This is a genomic window from Psychrobacter sp. 1Y4, from assembly GCF_051847555.1.
Window position 1 is genome coordinate 286,652 of record NZ_JBPYDE010000004.1, and the last position, 23,527, is coordinate 310,178.

The 23,527-nt window shown below is 41.8% G+C and carries 19 protein-coding genes and 1 tRNA gene; 5 read left to right on the top strand and 15 right to left on the bottom strand.

The features are described 5' to 3' along the window. Positions 1-59: 59 nt before the first annotated feature. Entirely contained in the window at positions 60-740 is a 681-nt protein-coding gene (locus ACS8FC_RS05200; protein WP_439296057.1) for an SOUL family heme-binding protein, read from the bottom strand. A gap of 212 nt (positions 741-952) precedes the next feature. On the opposite strand from ACS8FC_RS05200, the gene tgt reads away from it, so the two are divergent. Next, the gene (gene tgt / locus ACS8FC_RS05205) at positions 953-2,104 is read left to right on the top strand and encodes a tRNA guanosine(34) transglycosylase Tgt (RefSeq protein WP_439296058.1); all 1,152 of its coding nucleotides are present in this window, start codon (positions 953-955) and stop codon (positions 2,102-2,104) included. A gap of 148 nt (positions 2,105-2,252) precedes the next feature. Here tgt and ACS8FC_RS05210 read toward each other — a convergent pair whose 3' ends face one another. The 13 genes from ACS8FC_RS05210 to rimO form a co-directional block, all read right to left on the bottom strand. Continuing rightward, positions 2,253-2,384: a methionine/alanine import family NSS transporter small subunit gene (locus ACS8FC_RS05210; protein WP_299216392.1), complete on the bottom strand. Its 132-nt coding sequence runs from the start codon at positions 2,382-2,384 to the stop codon at positions 2,253-2,255. A gap of 29 nt (positions 2,385-2,413) precedes the next feature. Beyond that, positions 2,414-3,931: a sodium-dependent transporter gene (locus tag ACS8FC_RS05215; RefSeq protein ID WP_439260646.1), complete on the bottom strand. Its 1,518-nt coding sequence runs from the start codon at positions 3,929-3,931 to the stop codon at positions 2,414-2,416. Between the two features lie 266 nt (positions 3,932-4,197). Next, a complete protein-coding gene (gene lpxA, locus ACS8FC_RS05220) occupies positions 4,198-4,977 on the bottom strand; it encodes an acyl-ACP--UDP-N-acetylglucosamine O-acyltransferase (protein ID WP_439260645.1) in 780 nt (259 codons plus the stop codon). Between the two features lie 186 nt (positions 4,978-5,163). Beyond that, positions 5,164-5,673 (bottom strand): 3-hydroxyacyl-ACP dehydratase FabZ, encoded by a 510-nt coding sequence (fabZ, locus tag ACS8FC_RS05225; RefSeq protein WP_299216401.1) that lies wholly within the window; start codon positions 5,671-5,673, stop codon positions 5,164-5,166. An 89-nt stretch (positions 5,674-5,762) separates the two neighbouring features. Then, positions 5,763-6,782, bottom strand: coding sequence for a UDP-3-O-(3-hydroxymyristoyl)glucosamine N-acyltransferase (lpxD, locus tag ACS8FC_RS05230; RefSeq protein ID WP_439296059.1), 1,020 nt, complete (start codon positions 6,780-6,782; stop codon positions 5,763-5,765). Positions 6,783-6,927: 145 nt separating this feature from the next. Beyond that, complete coding sequence (gene bamA / locus ACS8FC_RS05235; protein WP_439296060.1) at positions 6,928-9,324, bottom strand: outer membrane protein assembly factor BamA; 2,397 nt, start codon at positions 9,322-9,324, stop codon at positions 6,928-6,930. A 264-nt stretch (positions 9,325-9,588) separates the two neighbouring features. Further along, a complete protein-coding gene (gene rseP / locus ACS8FC_RS05240; RefSeq protein ID WP_439296061.1) occupies positions 9,589-10,965 on the bottom strand; it encodes an RIP metalloprotease RseP in 1,377 nt (458 codons plus the stop codon). A gap of 33 nt (positions 10,966-10,998) precedes the next feature. After that, entirely contained in the window at positions 10,999-12,201 is a 1,203-nt protein-coding gene (gene ispC, locus ACS8FC_RS05245; RefSeq protein WP_439296062.1) for a 1-deoxy-D-xylulose-5-phosphate reductoisomerase, read from the bottom strand. A 144-nt stretch (positions 12,202-12,345) separates the two neighbouring features. Further along, the gene (locus tag ACS8FC_RS05250) at positions 12,346-13,155 is read right to left on the bottom strand and encodes a phosphatidate cytidylyltransferase (protein WP_439260640.1); all 810 of its coding nucleotides are present in this window, start codon (positions 13,153-13,155) and stop codon (positions 12,346-12,348) included. A 73-nt stretch (positions 13,156-13,228) separates the two neighbouring features. Then, the gene (uppS, locus tag ACS8FC_RS05255; protein ID WP_439296063.1) at positions 13,229-13,984 is read right to left on the bottom strand and encodes a polyprenyl diphosphate synthase; all 756 of its coding nucleotides are present in this window, start codon (positions 13,982-13,984) and stop codon (positions 13,229-13,231) included. Between the two features lie 175 nt (positions 13,985-14,159). Further along, entirely contained in the window at positions 14,160-14,714 is a 555-nt protein-coding gene (frr, locus tag ACS8FC_RS05260; protein ID WP_299216421.1) for a ribosome recycling factor, read from the bottom strand. 126 nt (positions 14,715-14,840) lie between these two features. After that, complete coding sequence (pyrH, locus tag ACS8FC_RS05265) at positions 14,841-15,566, bottom strand: UMP kinase (protein ID WP_058369103.1); 726 nt, start codon at positions 15,564-15,566, stop codon at positions 14,841-14,843. A gap of 233 nt (positions 15,567-15,799) precedes the next feature. Then, a complete protein-coding gene (rimO, locus tag ACS8FC_RS05270; protein ID WP_439296064.1) occupies positions 15,800-17,422 on the bottom strand; it encodes a 30S ribosomal protein S12 methylthiotransferase RimO in 1,623 nt (540 codons plus the stop codon). 139 nt (positions 17,423-17,561) lie between these two features. On the opposite strand from rimO, the gene ACS8FC_RS05275 reads away from it, so the two are divergent. The 4 genes from ACS8FC_RS05275 (at position 17,562) to ACS8FC_RS05290 (ending at position 22,129) form a co-directional block, all read left to right on the top strand. Next, entirely contained in the window at positions 17,562-18,884 is a 1,323-nt protein-coding gene (locus ACS8FC_RS05275; protein WP_439296065.1) for a two-component system sensor histidine kinase NtrB, read from the top strand. Between the two features lie 141 nt (positions 18,885-19,025). Further along, on the top strand, positions 19,026-20,741 hold the full coding sequence (locus tag ACS8FC_RS05280) for a sigma 54-interacting transcriptional regulator (protein ID WP_439296071.1): 1,716 nt from the start codon (positions 19,026-19,028) through the stop codon (positions 20,739-20,741). 248 nt (positions 20,742-20,989) lie between these two features. Beyond that, positions 20,990-21,074: transfer RNA gene (locus ACS8FC_RS05285), tRNA-Leu, on the top strand. Positions 21,075-21,505: 431 nt separating this feature from the next. After that, positions 21,506-22,129: a hypothetical protein gene (locus tag ACS8FC_RS05290; protein WP_439296066.1), complete on the top strand. Its 624-nt coding sequence runs from the start codon at positions 21,506-21,508 to the stop codon at positions 22,127-22,129. Between the two features lie 107 nt (positions 22,130-22,236). On the opposite strand, the gene ACS8FC_RS05295 is transcribed toward ACS8FC_RS05290, so the two are convergent. Beyond that, positions 22,237-23,400 carry a hypothetical protein gene (locus ACS8FC_RS05295; RefSeq protein WP_439296067.1) on the bottom strand — a complete coding sequence of 388 codons (1,164 nt, stop codon included), beginning with the start codon at positions 23,398-23,400 and terminating at the stop codon, positions 22,237-22,239. Between the last annotated feature and the right edge of the window lie 127 nt (positions 23,401-23,527).

Below are 23,527 nucleotides of genomic sequence, written 5' to 3' on the forward strand. Positions count from 1 at the left end.
AGTTAAAAGTAAAAAACTAAGAACCAAAAAGACAGCAGAGGCTGTCTTTTTTGTGGATATTAATTGGGCTGATAGGCAATCATCACTTCATTGCGACGCATAAACGGTAATGTCCATGGCGGATTATAACGTGCAATCTGGGGTGTACTCATTATATTCAGATTTTGGCTTTGCATCCAAGACTGTAGCTCTTCTGTCTTTTTTGCGACCTTATCAGTTCCTGCCAATCCTGAAAACTTGATAACGCCATAATTCTGTACGGGTACTTCCTTAATCTCAATATTTGGGTTGTTGGGCTTAGGCAATGTTTGTATCGTATATTGGCTTGGCATAGTAAATTGCACGCGCCACTTACCATCGTCTCGTTGCATGCTTACGGGCGCGGTCATGGCAATCTTTTGCGACTCACCATTGTCTTGGTTGCTTTTAGGTTCCATAGTGACAGGCGCGGTCATACTAATCTTACTGCTCTTCCCATCTGACGCCGTATTATTCCCAAAGATATAATCTGCCAAAACCTTAAACCCTTCGCGACTGGCATCATTTTGATCACCTGTCACCCACGTTTGAGCTACCAGCTGTTTATCGTAACGACGTAACTCAAAATTATCGGCTTTTAACAAGATAGTATAATCTGGTTCCTCGACTGCCATAGCTGCTCCTGATATTAGTAATAGGCCACTTATTAGTAAACCATTGAATAGTTTTTTACTCGTAAAAAAGTCAGTTGCTTCAGTCATACTATACCCTCGCTATTCAAAAGTAAGATTAAATACTTTCACTATCTCATTGTTCACTCTAGCAAGTGTACGATGATCCTGTCTGTATTTTTTGGTTATAGTAAAGAATACTTTCATAGCATTATTCACTGCTGCTAAACTTCTAGGTCCCCAAAAAAACCTAACAATGTTATAATTAGCACCATTTTCATAGCTTACATAGCGGTTATCATATGCAATTTGTTTTACATAAAACAGCCACTGGCGGGACGCGTGCACGCCGTGGTACAGTCCATCTCAATCATGGTGATGTACAAACACCCGCCTTTATGCCTGTCGGTACTTATGGCACAGTTAAAGGTATGCTGCCACGCGATATCGAAGCCATCGGCGCTGATATTATATTGGGCAATACTTTTCACCTATGGCTACGTCCTGGTACTGAAGTAATTGATAAATTTGGCGGCTTGCATAAGTTTATGCATTGGGATAAACCCGTCTTAACCGATTCGGGTGGTTTTCAAGTGTTTAGCCTCGGTGCGATGCGTAAAATTACCGAAGAAGGCGTCAACTTTAAGTCGCCCATCGATGGTGCCAAGGTGTTTTTGTCACCAGAAAAGTCGATGCAGATTCAGTATAGTTTGAACTCAGACATCGTTATGCAATTCGATGAATGTACCCCCTATCCTGCGACTCATGATGAAGCGAAAAAATCTTTAGAGCTATCATTGCGTTGGGGGCAGCGCTGCGTTGACGAGCATAATAGACTGGGCAGTACCAATGCGCTGTTTGGTATCATTCAAGGCAGTATGTACGCAGATTTGCGCAAGCAATCACTTGAAGGTCTACTAGAGATTGGTTTCGATGGTTATGCAATAGGTGGTCTGTCTGTTGGTGAGCCAAAAGATGAGATGATGGATGTACTAGACTATATCCCAAATGCGATGCCAGCAGACAAACCACGCTATCTAATGGGCGTTGGTAAGCCTGAGGACATCGTCGAGGCAGTCCGTCGCGGTGTCGATATGTTTGACTGCGTTATGCCCACTCGTAACGCCCGTAATGGTCATTACTTTGTCACAGGCGACACAGACAATGCAGGTGTGGTACGTATTCGTAATAGCCAGTATCGTAACGATGAAGGCCCGTTAGATCCTGAGTGCGATTGCTATACTTGCCAGAACTTTAGCCGTGCTTATTTATATCACCTTAATAAATGCAAAGAGATGCTGGGCGCGCAGCTGGCCACTATTCATAATTTGCGCTATTACCAGCGTTTGATGCAAGGTATCAGAGACGCTATTGAGCAAGATAAGTTTGATGCATTCGTCAGCGATTTTTATCATCAGCGTGGACAGACGGTTCCTGAGCTAAATTTGCGTTAATTTAAGTACGTCTTACTTGGTAAACTTTTAGCTAAGTCACAAAACAGAAAAATGCCAGACAGTGTTTACTGACTGGCATTTTATTTTTCAGATAATCATTATTTTTTAAACAGTATAGTTTCTTATCATTGCAAAAACGTGAGTGTCTTTAGATATGATCTTTTGGCAATTCACTCATCGGAATGTCAGGATGCTTTCTTAAATGTAAGATTGCAGTGAGCAAACCACCCCATATAAGTAACATTGAAATAATCATAAAAATAATTGCTGATGTTGTCATAATAAATTCCTATTAAGATTTCAATTTGATTAGTGTGCATCGTCAATCAAACGAGATTCATCATCTTCATCATCGTGATGACCTCTTATACGAGAAAGTATAAACGCTCCTAATCCAAAGAATACCACAACGCCCCAACCAAATAATAATAGTATGGTAGTAGAGTAACCCTCGTAAGGCTCTTGAACCAAATTAATAAGCTTCAAACCTAGGGCGATGGTCAATACGGTTGGTGTGATAACCGTCAACATAAATACCCAAGCACCACCTAGTTTGACACTTGAGATGCGGTTGATATGCTCTAATAAGCCTGGAATTTTATGGCGATTAAACCATGTTACCCAAACAATTGACATCAAGCCACCAGCGACGATACCGATATTATTTGCAAAGTGATCGATAACATCTACTAACACCAGTGAGCTACCAGTAGAGAACGCAGCAATTGATATTACAGCACATACCCCACCTATTGCAGCAACTGCTTTTTTACGTGACCAATCAAACTTGTCTTGAAAGGCTGAGATAGGTACTTCAAGGATACTCACTAAAGAACTGATACCAGCTACTACCAAAGAGCCGAAGAATAAGAAACCAATAAAGTCACCACTACTGCCCATCGTTGAGATAATTTTGGGGAATACAAAGAACGCTAGTCCCACGCCGCCACTAGCAACTTCAGAGACTTCTTGACCTGTTGACATGGCCATAAAACCAATAGCGGCAAAGATACCGATACCAGCAATCAATTCAAAAGATGAGTTAGCGAAACCTACCACTAAACCTGCGCCAGTTAAATTGGTATTTCTTTTTAGATAAGAGGCATAAGTCACCATAATACCGAAACCGACCGATAATGAGAAAAACACATGGCCATAAGCTGCAAGCCAAACGTTAGGATCTTTCATTCTCTCCCAATTTGGTTCAAAAAAAGCATTCAAGCCAATTTCAGCGCCTGGTAAATTAACAGCTTTAAATACCATAATGCCAAACAATACTATGAGTAGTGGAATACAGATTTTGTTGGCAAGCTCGACTCCCTTACGGATACCGCCAAACATAATTAACATGGCTAATGCCCAAACGATGAGCAAACCTATAAACATCTGTGGTACGAATACAGAAGTCAGATCTCCTGTATGCTGTACAAAGTCGCTGACAAAGAAGGTTGTGGTATCTTCGCCCCATTTTTGTCCAAACGAGAAAACCATATAACTGCCCGCCCATACAATAACGGCGGCATAATAAATAGCAATGATAAAAGAGACAAGCGTCTGCCACCAGCCCACAAACTGGGCAGATTTCACCATTTTCTTGTATGCACGTGGCGCGGCAGCGCGATACTTATGTCCTATAATATAATCTAAAAACAACAGCGGAATACCTGCTGTTAATAAAGCAATAAGGTAAGGCACCATAAATGCCCCACCACCGTTATCATAAGCCACATAAGGGAAACGCCATATGTTACCTAGCCCTACTGCCGAACCGACAGCTGCTATGATGAAACCAGTCCTACTCGACCAATTCTCTCTTGGTTCTGCCATATATTCCTCCTAACACTACAATGATAAGCTACTCAAACTTCATAAACCAAGAGATAGCTAAATTAGCAAAAAAGATGTTATACATTATTTTTAATTAAAATAGGTTACTATAATCTTACTGAACATATTTAGAAAGTGTCTGCTAAACATTACAAAAAGTCAAGTACTCATAGACATAAAAAGCCATAACATTTAGTTATGGCTTTTTGTCTATCGATATTAATAGAGAAGAATACAGAGAATGGAGAGTTTGTATTAAAAGAGTCTTAGCGCACCACACCTCGTTTACTATACTGTAAAGAATCAATAAGCAACTGGATTTTGGGTTCTTTTGGCAATAAATCCTCTTGCAGAATTTTGAGTGCCTGAACGGTGGTTAATCCAGATCTAAAAATCGTCACGTATGCTTGTCGCAACATATCTATAGTGTGCTGCGACCAATCTTTACGACGCATGCCTTCAATATTGAGTCCATGGGCATGTGCTGGATTGCCTGACACCATAGTAAAAGCAGCGACATCTTTTAGAATCAGACTAGCACCGCCAACCAAGCTGTAATCTTCTACTCGGCAAAACTGATGTATGCCTGAGTTACCACCAATGATGGTATGGTTGCCGATAGTCACGTGTCCTGCAATACCGACATTATTTGCCACTACATTGTGATCACCTATCATGCAATCATGCGCAATATGAGTATTGACCATAAATAGATTATGATTACCGATCTTGGTTAACTTGTCATCTTGTACCGTACCACGATGAAAGCTACAAGCTTCACGAATGGTATTATGATCACCTATTTCAAGCCATGTACGCTCACCAGCATACTTTAAATCTTGTGGATTTTCGCCGATACTTGCAAACTGATAAATTTGGTTATGTTTGCCAATTCGAGTGAGTTTGGTCACTACCACATGCCGATGCAAAATCGTGTGTGCACCAACCGTCACCTCATCACCGATGATACAATATGGTCCTATAATAGCTGTCTCATCAATCTTGGCAGATGGTGAGATGAGCGCTGTGGGATGAATCTGACTCATAATGCGGGCCTTTGTATCATTTAATACGAGAAATGGTAAAACAGAATACCAATAGTTTGGCCTTAAGGCCAATACCAATTATAACCAAAATTATTGTTGTTGATGATTATTCTCATCGCGAATATTAACATGACTCTCCAGCAAATTCAGTCAATTACTGATTCAAACGCTTCTATTATCAGCTTTTTATTGCTCTTGGCGAGCGATCATTACTTGAGCACTGGCAGCCAACTCATTTTCGACGTGTACGGTGCAGTCAAACTTGTAGATGCCTTGCTTTTGCATCACAGTCTTAGCACGGATGATTAGCTGATCACCAGGAATCACTCGGCGCTTAAAACGAACCTTGTCGACCCCTGCAAACAAATATAAGTAACCATCTTCGGCAGTTAAACCTGCACTAATAAAGCCTAGCACACCTGAAACTTGAGCCATAGACTCAACCATTAGTACACCTGGCATAATAGGCTCATCAGGAAAATGACCATTGAAGAACTCTTCATTGATGGTCACGTTTTTGATGCCAGTAATACATTCACCAGGTTTACAAGCTGTGATTTTGTCCACCAACATAAAAGGATAGCGATGTGGCAAATAATGCTTGAGGGTATGATAGGTTAATGGCAGTGTCAGACCTTGTTCAGATAATGTTTTGATGTCTTCGTCGTTTAAAGTATCTATGTCTGTAGCACTCATAAGGGGGCTTCCTTGCTTATATTACATATTGTTGATAAGAAAATTATTCTGTTGTTAATACACTTATAGATAACTTCAAATAAATAGATTTAGCTGTCACCTAGCTGACGGAAGCGTACTGCTGCTCGCCGCCACTTAGCGGTTGGCATTGCAGCTGTTCCCGAAGAGTATGATCCAGCACTCTTAATAGATTTTGTCACCATTGTCATACCTGATAAAGTAACATCATCTGTGATATCAATATGACCGTTGATACCTACTGCGCCACCAATGACACAACGTTTGCCAATAGTAGTACTACCAGCAATACCTGTATTGGCAGCGATAGCAGTACCAGCACCGATACGCACGTTATGAGCGATTTGAACCAGGTTATCAATAATGACGTGGTCACTGATGACAGTATCATCAATAGCCCCGCGGTCAATACAGGTATTACTACCAATGCGGACATGGCTACCAATGACCACACGACCCAGCTGTGCGATACGCTCCCACCCGTCAATACTTGGATCTTGAGACGGTGCAAAGCCAAAGCCTTCAGCACCAATGCTGACACCAGCATGTAATCTAACATAATCGCCAATAATACAATCATGGCCAATGACAACTTGCGACTTTAAAACACAGTCAGTACCAATATGACTATATGCTTCAACGATTACATTAGCATCCAGACAGCTACGATCACCGATATGGACATGCTCATTGATTACGCAATAAGGACCAATGCGGACATCAGCACCAATTACTGCACTCTTAGCGATAATTGCTGTCGGATGAATATTATTACTTTCTATAGTATGACGTACAAACAGCTGGCTGCTGCTAGCGTAAGCCAGATAAGGTGATGCAACGACCAAGACTACAGTTGGCGATGGTACTTGCTCACGATACTGCTCAGTGACAAGCACTACACCTGCCTGACTTTGCGCTAAGCTGGTAATGTAATTTGGATCTGCCAAAAAACTCAGCTGCGTACTATTTGCATCAGTCAGACTACCGACACCGTTTATTGATAGGGTTAACTGATCCATAGTAAGCTCAGCTTTATTCAATACTGGCTGACGCTGCTCGATTCGAGAAATAATTTGCTTAATCGTTATCATAATTAGCGTTAATATGATTAATAAGAATAAAATGGATGCCAAACTGATACTTCAGTTTAACAACCAATTAAATAATAGTTATAAAATAATACTAAGCGTTTAAAACCATCTGCATAATAAAACGACTTTACGTCTATACGCTTAACTAGAACGTGCTACCAATCTGGAACTGCACCTTTTCAGTCTCATCGTTTTCTTTATCGCCGATAGGTACAGCATAACTTAATGAGATAGGACCGATAGGTGTATACCAAGTGACCCCTGCACCCGCACTAAAACGTAAATCGTTGTCTTGGGTTAGCAATGGCACATCAGTATCACCAAAGGTGCGATCTTCTTTATCTGTGGTATCAAAGACCTGACCGCCTTCAGCGAATAGTACTGGACGTACTTGATCCGCCCAGTCACCTTTAAACGGCATTGGCAAAATCAGTTCAGTACCAAAGGTTGCTAACGCATTACCGCCAACCTCTTCTTTTTGAATACTCTCACGGTTGTTTACTGCGTTATAATAAGACTCAGAACGGGGACCGAGCGTCGACGCTTCATAACCACGTACCGAACCATAACCACCGGCGTAGAAATTTTCATAGAAAGGCAAGTCATTACCATAGCCAAGCTTAGTATAGCCGCGTGCAATCACATCTTTATACACAGGATAGTACACATTACCAGTATAGAGCAATTTCTGATAATTCGTATCGCCAAACCCAAAAGTGGCATTAACATTGTGGCTCATGCCTTTAGTCGGAAATACAGGGCGATCTAACGTACTATAATCCCACCCTAAAAGTAGGTTGTAGGTGTTATAGTCATTTTTAAAACTGGTTCGACCATCAAACTCCCCACTGAATTCTTCAGTAGTACCACCGTCATCAATAATTTGCTGAACGTTTGATACGCCAAGCCAGCGACCACCGCGTACGGCAGTGTTATCAAAATTGACTCCAGCACTGACGCGCTTGGTCTCATCTACAGGGTAGCTATAATTTAGTGTTGCGCCATAAGAGTCAGTGACATAGTTACTAACGTTACGATCATCATATTTAGTCTCGCGATAATAAGCGCTGACACCTTGGGATACGCCATTTTCTGTAAAGTACGGATCCGTATAACCTAAACTATAAGAATCACGTGTCTCTGAACGTGATAGCGCCGCTTTAACGCGGTTACCTGTACCCATAAAGTTGTTTTGGGTAAGATCTAGCTGGAACGTCACACCGCCACTTTGTGAATAACCTGCGGCAATGGTTGAGCTACCAGAAGGCTGCTCTTCAACCACATAATTGATATCCACTTGATCTGGTTGATTAGGGACTGGTTTTACATCGACATTGACTGCTTTGAAGAAGCCTGTACGCATCAAACGTGTACGTGATAGCTGTATCTTGTCGTTAGATGCCAGAGCACCTTCTAACTGACGCATTTCACGACGTAATACTTCATCTTGCGTTTTAATATTGCCATTAAAATTGATACGGCGTACATAAATAGGACGCGCAGGGTCAATGTAATAATCAATATCGACAACTTTGGTTTCATCATTAATGCGTGGTACTGGACGTACTTGTGCCAGATAATAACCCTCATTACCATAACGGCTTTTTAAAGCAGCGGTAGATGCATCAAGCTTGGCTTGCGAGTATTGCTCATTAGACGTAAAAGTCACCAGCTCGTCCAGCTCATCAGTAGCAAATTTTGGATCGCCCAAGAAGTTTATTTCACCGAACTGATACTGCTCACCTTCGCTTAAACTGACTTCAATGAACACACTACGCTTATCTTCACTGATATTTAGTACAGCGTTATCAACATTAAAGCGTACATAACCATCGTTTTGGTATAGGGCTTTTAAGTTCTCTAGACTGGCAGCCAGCTTTTCTTTCGCGTAGCGATCAGATTTAGATAATAGACGTGTCCATGAAGATTCTTTTACCGCAAAGACGTCTTTGATATCTTCATCACTAAAATGCTTATTGCCAATGACGTTGATGTCGACCACTTTAGCAGGCTTACCTTCGATAAAGCGCACATCTAACTTTACACGGTTGCCATCAAGCAAGGTCTGGTCCACTTCGATATTACTGTTGTAATAACCTTGGCTAATATATTGTTGTTGTAACTCATTAGCAACGCCTTGTAAGGTCGATTGTTTGAGCACATCACCTGCAGACAGTCCAGCGTTTTCAAGTCCTTGCTCTAGACCTTCTTCAGGAATCAGTTTATTACCTTCAAAATTTACTTCAGCGATAATAGGACGTTCGATAACATCAAAACTCAGCTGACCACCTTCGACACGGCTTTGGATATTTGCAAAATTGTCAGTGGCATATAGTGCTTTAATGCTGGCTGCAAGGCTACTGTCGTTGACTGTATCACCTACTGTCACAGGTAAGACCGGATACAAGCTATCAGGGGTTAAACGTTGTAGACCAGTAAAGCCAATATCAGTGACTACAAAGTTTGCCGCCTGCACAGGCATACTCATCATTGCTACAACTAACGGCAACCCAGCCGCACTCATAAATAAAGGCGTACGCATAAACACTATCCGTCAATAAAAAACTTGCTTAAGTTAAGGTAAAAAGCATATCTTGTCTAGTCCAATTGGTACGCAATTTGCGATTCAAACATGAACTGACAGAGGACACTTTATATAAAATGCATCATAAAATAAACTAAAAATTACGATTAGTACAGTTGCATCGATTCAAGAGCAATAGCAAACCAGCCAAACAACTAGAACATAATGTCTGTGTAGACGTTAGTATGTCATGCTTTAATTGACAAATAAAAAAGTATTTATTCAAAACAGTCTACTGATATCATTACCAATCGCTAACACCATGAAACCTGCCAGTAAGAGTAAACCGATATTTAATCCTACAATCTGAACTCCCTCCGATAAAGGCTTACCGCGAATCAGTTCAATAAGATGGTACACGATATGACCACCATCTAGTACAGGTATCGGTAATAGATTTAAAACTGCCAAGCTCAAACTAATCAAAGCGGCAGTAGACAGCACCATCTCCCAACTAATATCAAAGCTTTGCTTGGCAACTTTAGCGATGGTAATAGGGCCAGATAAGTTATCAAGGCCAATCATACCTGATATCATCTTACCCATTGAGCTGACCGTCATTACTGCTAGCTGTTCAGTCTTTTCAAACGACTTTACCATAGCCTCACCAGGACCATAAGCTACCGTGGTTTTATATGCATCAGGAATAACAATCTCAGTTTGTTCAACCATAGCACCAATCTGACCGTAGGCATTGCCTAGATTGTCTTTCTTACCTTGCGGCATAATCTGTAGCTGTACTGGTTCGCCGTCACGAATGACGGTAAAGTTTAGTAGCACCTCAGGATTGTCACGAATCATTCGTGTAGCACTGATCCAGTCTTTAATCTCTTTATTGTTAATCGCTATAATGCGATCGCCTACTTCTAGACCTTGACGTACGGCCGCTCCATCCGCTGATAAATCACTAACGATTGGTGCAATCTGTGGCTGCCAAGGTAACATCCCCAAACTGGTTAGCGCATCCTTACCTTTATCCTCACCCTGCATAAATTGCATGACAGGTGCTTGATAGGTCTTTGCGACATCTGTAGCTGATTCGTCTGTTTGTAGCGTTATACTGACATTACCCGTCTCACCCATTCGTCCAGCTAAACGATAGTTAATACCTTCCCACGTTTGTACTTCATGACCATCTATCGCGAGTATTTTATCCCCAACTGGCAATTGCGCCATTGCTGCGGGAGTATCGGGCAGTACTTGACCGATCTTAGTCGCTAATTGCTCAGATGGGGTCATAAACAATACCCAAAACAGCGCGATTGCAATGATAAAGTTCATGATTGGACCAGCTGCGACAATAGCTATTTTTTTTAACGGGTGCTGACGGTTAAACGCCAAATGTAGCTCATCCTTTGCCACGTCACCTTCACGCTCATCAAGCATCTTGACGTAACCACCTAGCGGCAGCATAGAAATACGATAGTCGATGCCGCTTTTTTTACTGGTCCAGCCTGTCAGCTTTGGGCCAAAACCAATAGAATATGTCAGTACCTTAACACCGCATAATCTTGCCACTATATAGTGACCCCATTCATGCAATGCGATCAGAGGTCCTAAGACAAAAATCGCTGCAAGTAGCGTTAGTAAAAACGTCATGATCTTTTCTCGTTTAGGTGACTCTGAATCTGGTTATGCCATCTCAGCCACAAGCGCTTCGGTGTGATGCCGTGCTATCTTATCAATTGCTAAAATATCATCAATATTCGCATTTAGGTCTAATAGTGGTACTTGTATTTCGGTTAATGCTTGCTCGTTAATATTGGCAATGTCAGTTAAACGTAGTTGTCCTGCTAAGAATGCCGACACGGCAATTTCATTAGCAGCGTTCAAAATTATCGTCGCTTGAGTACCTGCTTGCATGGCTTGACGAGCAAGACGCAGACAGGCGAATTTCTGCAAGTCTGGTTTAATAAACTCCAAACCGCTTAGTGCATATAAATCCAAGGGTTGAGAGCCACTATTAATCCGTTCAGGGTAGCTCAAAGCATGGGCAATCGGCGTTTTCATATCTGGGCTGCCAAGCTGCGCTAAAAAGCTACCATCGCTATATTCTACCATCGAGTGAATGATACTTTGTGGATGAATGACCACATTTATCTTACTTTCAGGCAAATCGAATAAATGACAAGCTTCAATCAGCTCAAGCCCTTTATTCATCATCGTCGCAGAATCAACTGATATCTTTTGCCCCATCGACCAATTTGGATGTTTGACCGCTTCGGCGATGCTTGCCTGCTGCATATGCTCAAACGACCGCTGTAAAAATGGTCCACCTGAAGCTGTTAACCAAAGCTTACGTACGCCATGATTTGATTCATGAATGCACGTGTTGTCTTGCTGTATAGCGGTTGGCAAACATTGAAAAATTGCATTGTGTTCAGAGTCGATGGGTAACAAAGTAGCATTATGCCTTTTGACCGCTGCAATCATCACTTGCCCTGCCATGACCAGCGCTTCTTTATTGGCAAGCAAGATACGCTTACCAGCACGTGCAGCAGCTAACGTCGATGGCAGTCCTGCGGCACCAACAATGGCTGCCACCACAGTATCGACTTGTGTATCGGTGGCAATGTCTATCAAACCGCTATCACCACTTACCACATCAATAGTTAAACCTGCCTCATTTAAACGCTGAGAAAAACTATCAACATTAGCCGTTGGCACACAAACACGCCTCGGCTCAAACTGCTGACACAGTGCAAACAACTTATCTAAACGCTGATACCCGGATAAAGCATAGACATCATAGTCTTGCGTATGTGCCGCCAAAATTGCTAATGTGCTGTCACCAATAGAGCCCGTTGCGCCAAGTACAGCGATGCGTTGCGTCATAACTACCAATGCCCATAATATTAATAAAAAAGTATCGTTAAGAACAAGAACCATTTAGCCAAAATTTCAAGTCAGTAAAGAATTGCTACTGACTTTACAAAATTTAGCGTAGACAAATATACATAGAGTGAAGTAGATGCAAATTTAGACAAGGAGCAGTCCCAAATGTTGCAAACTCCAAAACCCGAGGGCAAATATCGGAGTTGCAGATAATAGGGAATCAATACGATCTAGAATACCACCATGACCCGGTAAAATAGTTCCTGAGTCTTTCACCTTGGCACGGCGTTTGAGCATTGACTCAAATAGATCACCCAATACTGAGGCAAGAATCGTCACAGCTGAGAGCGCGATAAAAGCGATCAATGCCATACCTGTCAATTGCAGCTTAAAGACACTAATAGCGATAACCACCACTAAGCCAGTTACCAAGCCGCCAGCTAACCCCTCCATACTCTTATTAGGAGATACGTTGGGTGCCATCTTACGTCGACCAAGCTTGCGTCCCACAAAGTAAGCACCACTGTCTGCACACCATACCAATAAGAATACATACATTAGCCACCAAGCCGATAACTGCCATAAATAAAACATTGCAGTGATAGAGGCCGTCAATATCACCACCCCCATCAGGCTCAGCTTTTTACCATACCAATTTGTGTATGTTGGAAAACTACGAACCCAAGATAACGCCAGCAGCCAGATGACTAAAGACGCTACCCACCAAAGCACCCATGTGACTTCAAACATCAATGAAACTAAGGTGATGGCCAGCACCATCACAACAAAGACAACAGGCTGACGCCATTTGGGCATCAGCTTCGTCCATTCGTGCGCAGCAATAGTGACCCCAATTGCTAATAACGGTGCAAAGAAGATGGGCGTTTGGCTTGCAAACAATGCAATTCCAACAATAATAATTAAAATAATTGCTGTTTTAATCCGTTGCCACATACCAATCAGACCTTATAGTAAAAAGAGACATTTGCTCAATATTGCATTATAACAGTTAATATAAATGCATGACCTAGTGTGATGCCTGTGTGTCAATTTGTTCGCTGGTTTTGCCAAAACGACGTTGACGTTTGGCAAAATCTGCAATCATGTCTGCAAGCTCATTTGCTGCAAAATCTGGCCATAATGTTTGGGTAAAGAACAGCTCTGCATAGGCTGATTGCCACAATAAGAAATTGGAAATTCTATATTCACCGCCCGTTCTGATTAACATATCTACTGCGGGTGCATCCGCTAATTGAACGTATCGACCAAGCAAATCATTGTTGATGTCTTCAGCACGTAAGTCACCCGCCTCAACTTGTAAAGCCAGCTGCTTTGCAGCATGTGCAATATCCCATTGACCACCATAACTAATAGCAATCACCAGTGTCATCGCCTCAAAATAAGCCGTCTTGGCTTCTGCGTCGAGCATTAAGGTTTGTAAATCATCATCAAGCTGACTACGATCACCTATAAAACGCAACCGAATACGGTACTTATTCATGCGCGGCATTTGCTCATGAATGGTCGAGGTCAATAGGCGCATGAGTAATGCCACCTCACTTGGTGGTCGTTGCCAGTTTTCACTCGAAAATGCAAATACTGTCAGTACCTCAATGCCAGTGTCTAGACAATACTCGACGATAGGGTCTAGTGCATCTTTACCAGCAATATGCCCTTCCCCGCGACCTAAAGCCTTGGCTTTCCCATAACGGTTATTGCCATCCATAATGATAGCAATATGACGGGGAACAATAGTAGAACCTAGAGGGGGTAAAGTAGACATGGACTATACTGCTTATTATGAAGGTAAATTTATCTGTGACACGGTTTTGAGAAAACGGTATTGAAACATTGCAAACATCTTGCACTATTGGGTATAAAACATATAGAAATAGGCAGCCAGTAGCAACAGGCTATTGACTACCTATTTAATAAAACTGTACTAAAAACAGTACGGCTTATACAACCATCAATTCAGTCTCTTTAGCATCGAGCTTTTTATCAATAGTTTCAATGAACTTATCGGTGATTTTTTGAATGTCGTCGTTCGCGCGGCGCTCATCATCTTCTGAGATCTCTTTTTCTTTTGCCAAGTCTTTGATGTCATTCATCATGTCACGACGGATATTGCGAATAGACACACGGCTGTTTTCAGCTTCACCACGTGCAAGCTTTTGCATATCGCGGCGTGTCTCTTCAGTCAAAGCTGGCATCGGTACACGAATCACATCAGCGCTCATAGGGTTTAGACCCAAATCCGCTTCACGAATCGCTTTATCTACTGCTTGTACCATAGTGCGATCAAACGGCTGCACTAGTAGCGTACGTGAGTCTTCGACGTTGACACTGGCGACTTGGTTAAGCGGTGTATCAGCACCATAGTAGCTGACCATAACGCCTGACAACATACCTGGGTGTGCACGCCCAGTACGGACTTTACTAAAGGTACTTTCTAGCGCCTCTAATGTCTTTTGCATGCGTGACTCGCCGTCTTGTTTAATCTCTTTAATCATTATATGTCCTTACTTATCGATATCGATAATATGCTATTTTATTACATTATTGTAGGTACATGACCCATTGTACTATTGCCATCTATAGCAGCTGTCTATCAACTGTCTATAAATGATTAACTTTGATTAATGATAAACGCGTGTGCCTTCGTTTTCACCCATAACGACATTTAATAAAGCGTTGGGCTTGGTCATATCAAATACTTGTAGCGGTACGTTATGCTCACGGCACAGCGCAATAGCGGTCAAATCCATCACGCCAAGCTTTTGCTCCAACACCTCATCAAAGGTTAACCCGTCGTATTTGGTCGCATCAGCGTGCAAGCTTGGGTCTTTATCGTAAACACCATCAACTTTGGTGGCTTTTAGAATCAAGCCTGCTTCAATTTCAATACCGCGCAAACAAGCAGCCGTGTCTGTCGTAAAGAATGGATTGCCAGTACCAGCAACAAAAATACAAACTTCACCATTTTTGAGGTAACGAATCGCATTTCGGCTACTATAGCTTTCAGTGACTTCGCCGATTGGCAATGCTGACATTAAACGTGTCTTAATATTACGGCGCTCAAGCGCATCCCGCATCGCAAGGCCATTCATGACCGTTGCTAGCATACCCATTTGGTCACCAGTAACGCGGCCAACCAAACCCTCTTTTTGTAGCTGCGCGCCGCGATACAAATTACCGCCGCCCACGACAATACCTACCTGAACCCCAAGACCACGCAAGTGCGCGATAGACAAACTCATCTTATCAAGCACTTCAGTATCAATCCCCATATCTTTGCCACCAGCTAGGGCTTCACCAGATAATTTGAGCAATATGCGCGAGAAACGAGGGTTTTTGTCAGACATGAGGGCACCTTTTTATCGTTAAATTTATCATTAAATAATGGTTAAAACCAATAGAATTGGAGCACAGGTTAGAACTGATAGTCCAAAACAGGCTAGTAGGCCAAATTGCGCTAATTGTAGCAAAAACTACTCACAATTGGGCAATTTTCATCGGTAATCCGTGCCAGTTTTTATTTAGTCACTCGGTGGACACCGATGTTCAAAATCCATGTAGCGCTTTTTGTAACGTTTAATTAGCCTTGGTAACTGGCAAATAAGTCATATTCGCTAGCATCATCGATAGTGACGGTTAAGAACGCCCCGACTTTCACTTTGGCGGTAATATCATCTACATAGACATGACCGTCAATCTCTGGTGCATCAGCATAACTACGGCAAATTGCAATATTTTCTTCATGATCAATCTCATCAACCAATACCGTTAAAGTCTTACCGACTTTTTCTTGTAGTTTTTGTGCTGAGATGTCTTGTTGTAATGCCATCAAGCGCTCATAGCGAGATTGTTTAACGTCTTCAGGTACGTGATCAGGCAAATCATTAGCAACCGCGCCTTCTACTTCTGAATACGTAAAAGCACCAACGCGATCAAGGCGTGCTTCAACCAGCCAATCAAGCAAGCATTGAAAATCCTCTTCCGTCTCACCAGGGAAGCCGACGACAAAGGTCGAACGAATGACGATATCGGGACAAATTTCACGCCATGCTTTAATGCGTGCCAGGGTATTCTCACTATGTGCGGGGCGCTTCATCGCCTTTAGGATGCGGTGGCTGGCATGTTGAAAAGGTATGTCTAGATAAGGTAATAGTTTTTTCTCACTCATGAGCTTAACGACTTTATCCACGTGTGGATATGGATAAACATAATGCAGACGCACCCAGATACCTAAGTCGTTCAATGCTTGGCATAAGTCATAGAATTTTGACTTTAGCGGCATGCCATTCCAAAAGCTGGTTTTATACTTTAGGTCTAGCCCATAAGCAGACGTGTCTTGTGAGATAATAAGTAACTCTTTTACGCCAGCATTTTTGAGTGCTAATGCTTCAGTCATCACATTGTCAATCGGGCGTGATGCTAAATCGCCGCGCAAGCTTGGGATAATGCAAAAGGTACAGCGGTGATTGCAGCCTTCTGATATTTTTAGATAAGCATAATGGCTTGGGGTTAACTTAATACCCGCCTCATCGATCAAATCTATCTTTGGGTCGTAGTTTGCATCAAGACTACGATTCGGCTTCGGTACATGCTGGGAGACCGCTGTAATTACTTCATCATAAGCATGTGCACCAGTCACTGCTAGCACTGCTGGGTGCATTTCACGAATCTTTTCTGCTTCTTTACCTAAGCAGCCTGTCACGATGACCTTACCGTTTTTGCTGATAGCTTCACCGATTGCATCAAGCGACTCTTGTACCGCCGACTCAATGAAGCCGCAAGTATTAACCACTACTAAGTCTGCACCGTCATAGTCACTTGCAACTTGATAGCCATCGCGGCTAAGCTCTGTAATAATACGTTCGCTATCCACTAAGGCTTTTGGGCAACCTAAAGACACAAACCCAATCTTTGGCGCACTGGTTGTTGGAGCGTCAGCAGTCGCATCGCTACTTTGTGCAATGCTGCGGTTTTGATTATGATTGGCTTTATGATGGTAAGGTTGGGCGGGCGCAGGTTCCTGTTCTTGTGGCGTTTGCGAGTGAGCAGGATTAAACACCGTTGCAGTATCTTTTATCGTTTGTATCTGTTTTGATGAGACATCAGCACTTAAAGCGTCTGTGTTCAAATTTAAGTCTGAATTTGAGTTTGGGCTATCGTCTGAAAGCGTAGAACCAGAAGACTGAGTAGAAATATTGGGCATGGCTAACCTTGCTAAAGATAAATTGGCTGAACGCATTGTACGTTTTTTTTATGACAATCACCAGTTTTGCCGCGCTAGAGTATTGATTTATGGTTAAATATTCACTTAAATTTGATTTGTGACTAGGCTTCTTATATTTATGGCATCTCCAGTAGCACCTAATGACGTACCAGACTCAGCTTTTATTGTGCAGCATTTATATACTGCTGTCTTATGGGTCAATGATGATCTGATAATTACATGGCTCAATGGTCAAGCTGAGCAGTTGTTAGCAGTCAGTCGCGAACGGTTATTAGGCCAGTCTATATTGACATTATTAGCACCTGAAGAACTCAAAAAAAGTTTGAGTGACAACGTAGACAACCTCTCAAATAAGTATTCAGACAACCATCTAAAACCCAATACTGTAAGGCAAAAACGTCCAACCTCCTCTTTGAATGACCGCTTTAGTCAAGCGCAAAAATACCAACAACCTTTTATTGATCATGACCATAAAGTAACTTTACAACCGAGCAGCGGCGTAGCGGTATCAATCGATTATAGTGTCACACCAGTCACCTATCAGCAGCAAGCTTATTTTATTATTGAGATGTGGGGCAAAGACCGTCAAAGCCGTATCACAGAAGAACAACGCCAACAGCAGCAATACGATGTCGCCCGTCATATGCTGCGTTCAGTCGCCCATGAGGTAAAAAACCCGTTAGCAGGTATTCGCGGTGCTGCACAATTATTACAACGACAATTTGTCAAATTTAGTGAAAAAAATATTAATAAAAACCTGCAAAAAACCACTGATAAGTTACGTAGTTATACCGATATTATTATCTCAGAAACCGACCGTTTAACCCAGCTCATCGGTCAGCTTCTTGGCTCCAATCAATTGCCAAACTGGCAAGCTGTCAATATTCATGAGCCACTAGAGCATGTGCTAACTTTGGTGATGAATAATTACTCGCAAGTGACTTTAAAACGTGACTATGACTTATCTTTGCCTGAATTAGATGCCGATAAAGACCAGTTAATCCAAGTATTTCTAAATTTAGTCAATAATGCTTGCGAGGCGATGACAGAGCAATATTCGCCGAATAACTTTGAGTCTGATAATGCAAAAGTGAGCAACATTCAAGCTGAAGATGACAATTATAAACCGCAATTACATATCCAAACGCGCGTTGCTTTTCAGCATACTATTGGCAGTCAACAACACAAACAAGTACTGCAAATCACTATTACTGATAACGGCTCAGGAATTAATCCAGCGCTAATCGGGCAAATATTTTTCCCAATGGTAACTAGCCGTGCAGCAGGCACAGGCTTAGGGCTGTCTATCGTTCAAGATATTATCAGCCGACATCATGGTATGATTGACGTTAGCTCCATTCAATTTAAAGATGACAATCAAAATAGACAAACGCGCTTTACGCTATATTTACCCTTTAATCAGCCAGCACTTGACACATGAATGTAATAGCGAAATAAATATTAGAATTACTCTACTGAATTAAACGATAATCCTGAAACAATTGCTCATCAGGCCTAACACATGACTAAATATAACCACCCTAAATACAAAAGCGTTACTCAGATGCCAAATGATGAGTCAATGAATAATCAAACGATTAAAGTAACGGTCGATAATGCACCCAACGACAACCCTGCCATTCTATGGTTGATCGATGATGACGCAGCATTGCGATTGATATTGGCTGATACTTTTGGAGACGCTGGCTTTATGGTTGTCAGCTTTACGCAGGCACAGGCGGCATGGACCCAGCTTAATGATGTCTTACAACAACATGCATCAGCGACGCAGTTGCCGGATGTCATATTAACTGATATTCGTATGCCAATGATGGATGGCTTGTCGTTTAGTGGATGGGTACATAAGCATTTTCCTCAGCTACCTATCGTCATTATGACTGCTCATTCAGACATCAGCTCTGCTATTGACAGTTATCAGACAGGCGCATTTGAATATCTACCCAAACCCTTTGATCTAGATGATGCGGTCGCAACGATTTATAAAGCTATCAATTATCAGCCAACTCATCAGATAAATAATAAGCAAGCCGAAACCGATGTCAAAGCTCAGGCAAAAAAAGAGAGCAAGCTAAATCCAACAACGAAACCAACCAACAGCTCTGACAACTCGGTCAAAGACAAGGATTCGTTAAAAGATAAAGCTACTGACAAGTCTAACAACAACCCTAATGGTATTATTGGACAGTCACAGGCTATGCAAACGGTCTTCCGAGCAATTGGACGCTTGGCACATTCTCCTATCACCGTACTAATCACTGGTGAATCAGGGACCGGCAAAGAGCTGGTCGCAAGCGCCCTACATCAACACTCACCAAGGCAGCAAGAGCCTTTTATCGCACTCAATATGGCAGCCATTCCTCATGATTTGATTGAATCTGAGCTATTTGGCCATGAAAAAGGGGCTTTTACAGGCGCTACCACGCGCAGGCAAGGACGCTTTGAGCAAGCAGACGGTGGCACGCTGTTTTTGGATGAAATCGGCGACATGCCCTTTAGTACACAAACACGCTTGCTACGGGTACTAGCAAATGGTGAGTTTTATCGCGTTGGCGGGCAGCAGCCTATCAAGGTTGACGTACGTATCATCGCTGCGACTCATCAAAACCTAGAGCATCTCGTACAGCAAGGCAAGTTTCGTGAGGATTTATTTTATCGTCTCAACGTCATTCGTTTGCCATTACCACCATTGCGCGCACGCCGTGAGGATATTCCAGCACTTACTACACACTTTATGCAGCGCGCCGCTGAGCAGATGAACACTGCACCAAAGCAGCTGCACCCCCAAGCACTGCACCTCATGCAGGCCTTTGACTGGCGAGGCAACGTGCGTCAACTCGAAAATGTCTGTTTGTGGTTGACGGTCATGGCAACGGGTGACACGGTTTTGGTCGAAGATTTACCACCTGAGCTCTTGGATAATCATCATCATTCTTTGCAGCAACGATCTAATCAACCACGTAATGACGTTTATGATAATGACTTTCATCGTAATGACGTAATGCAGCCTTTAGAGTCTACCTCTTACTCGGTTGCGACATTAACTTGGCAAGAAGTGCTAGCAGACTGGGCGAAAGAATCGCTACAGGCGGGTGAAACCGATATCTTGCAGACCGCAACACCCGATTTCGAACGCGTATTATTGAATGCAGCGCTCACGCATAGCGGCGGCAAAAAGATTGCGGCGGCTAACTTATTAGGTTGGGGACGCAACACCTTAACCCGTAAACTCCATCTGCTCGATATTGACTCATCAGACAATCAGTCAGAAGAGTCATAATTAAACAAGTTCAAGAATAGATTTAACATTACGTATTTAAAAAAGCTCCTTTGAAAGTCGTAGTGAAATCAAACATTTATAAATTCGAGTACAAGAAATTGTGATTAATTTAAAATTATTTGCAAAAAGGGGTTGCCAAACTATTCAAACTCTATATAATAGCCAACCACTGAGACGCACTACCGAATCAGTTATTTATCTAGATGGTGTTTGAGTTTAAACGCTTTTGATGATAAAGTTTTGATAATGGGGCTGTGGCGGAATTGGTAGACGCACCAGATTTAGGTTCTGGCGCCGCAAGGTGTGAGAGTTCGAGTCTCTCCAGCCCCACCATTTTCGGATAGTGAATAAATTGTCTCAAATCTATACTAAACCTGCCTTCGGGCAGGTTTTTTTATGTGTGGAATTTGGTATAAATATCTTCCGTGGGCTGAACTGTGGAACAGTATCAACTGTACTACCCTTCTAGAAGCCTTAAATCGTAAGTGTTTAAAGAGTTTTTTGTAGATATAGCCCATATTCTTCCATGGGCTATAATCAATTCCTATCTATGTTTGCCCAAGTAAATCTTACAAAGAGTATTTCACTGTATTTCGTATAATGGAATAGCCATATAAGTTAGTAGCCTATAGGGCTGTTTCATTATACGATGCATCTACTTATTACCATTTTAGTATAATGTGCTGGTCTAGAGACTAACTACTGAGAGTTGTATTTTTTGTTCTCTGAGCTTAATCTAATACCATCAAAAAAGGATTATTAAGATGAACAAAGCTATATCATTAACTTTGGCTACTTTAGCTTTTACATTCTCAGCTTCTGCTTATTCCGCACAGTTTTCTTCTATTATTGATGCAATGGCAATACCCAAAAACTCTCTAAACAATGTAAGTGGCTGGGAGAACGCAGATGAAATTAAAGGTGTTAAATGGAAATGGCCGTATTATGAATCAGGCGCTCATGATAGTACGATGGAAGGAACAACCAAGGTAGGCAGCAGTAAAAATCCTAATATAGGTTATACTGAAGTTACTATCACTGGTGCTAGGACTTTCATGACAGCTATTGAAATAATGATTCAGAATGAAGGAGAGAGTCCTTCCAAAAGTGAAGTAAATAAGCTTTTTGGTTCTGGTAAGGTAACTAAAATTCCATCATCTTGTGATAGCAATCACCCTAACGAGGGAGATGCCACTTATTATTTTACTAGAGCAAAAGATCAGCCAGTCTTTATACGTTATGCAATAAATTGGGGTGCTGCAGGAAAAGGTGGTAGTGCAGGTGGTGCAAATATCACAGTTGCTAATAGATTAACAGATTTAAATAGTCGCTATGGTTACGAGGATTGCTATGACAATCGGACGTTAGAAAAATGGTCGATTGATTGAGCTACGCTGAAAAAACTGTAGAAACTAGCATAAGATATTTTAAACAGAAAGCTCAATGCTAATGATCCACGTTGACGATTTTATAGTCACTAAATTCATAAGAAAAATTACGGAGTATATTTGGGATATTGTGATTCTAAAACGGGGCTTTTTATAACAGATTTTGGACTTGGTGATACTTCAGCTTCTTGAGTTATTGCAGATATATTGTTATTTTCTTTAGTGAGCTGTCGTATCTCGTATTGCTCACGTTCAACTATTGGGTCAATTAAGAGCGCAAGGATAGAGTTATTTTCAGGCTTAGAAAGTACTTCACGCACTCTTTTCTCACTAGAGTATGAGGGTAGTTCTTCTATATTTTTTATGATATCTAATTGACGACTATCAAACTTAGCTTTAGTCTCATTAGGAACTAGTGTTCCCGTATTGCCGTTACCCAACCAATCACTTCTGACACTTATAGACTCGTCTGTAAAAGTTTTGATGAAAGTCAATGTTGCTCTATTTAGTCTCTTTCGATGCTCATCCTCCAAACTATCAGTAGAAACATCAATGTTGCTAGAATCATTGTTATAAACAGCGACAGGCCTAACTGCCTCCATGAGAGAGAGATTAATACGCTTATTAATGACATGGTTGCTACCAGGGATAGGATCACTATTGATATCGTGATCAATTTTAAGTGAGCTAAAATTGAAGGTGCCTGTCCTTGGGCTACTAATTGCTGTTGTGTTATCAAAGCGCTTTGATATTCTTGAGCTACGGTTTGCAACTGTGCTGAGAAGTCGCTCTCTTGCTCTTGTAAGGTCAATAGTGTTTTCTCGTAGCTCTGAGCTTTCGCTTTTGCTATACGCTCTGCTAAGTTTTTCGACTTCAAATTCTCGCTCATAAATCTCGCCCTTAAACCTAATATTATTCTTCCCATCAGGATTTTCGACACTGATACTAGTCTTAGTTTCTCTTGCAACTACTAACCCTAAACCGGCAAAAGCCTTTAAAATACCATGACGATTTTTTATATAGCCTTTCTCGATTCCAGAGATGATAAAGTCATGTATATCTTCACGAACTTCAGTAGTACTTCTTGGCAAATCGGAAACAGTTGCTAATACTCTTCTCCGATTAGGGTGATTTGGATCGGCTAGACTATAAGTGGCATTTATTACATCACGCCATGAATCAACTAAGTTGATATCATTTCTGTGAAAGTAAATAGGGAGTGCTTTACCACTCGTCAGCTCAACATTAGCAAAAACGAAATTTAGTTCCAATCGTCTTTGCTTCTTACCCTCTTCATCAAGGATAGGATTATTGTCTTGATTGAACCGCCCCGACTTTATCGGAGGCTGATTTACTTTAGTCAGGCAGCAATGCCTGACAGGATTAAATTATCATAAT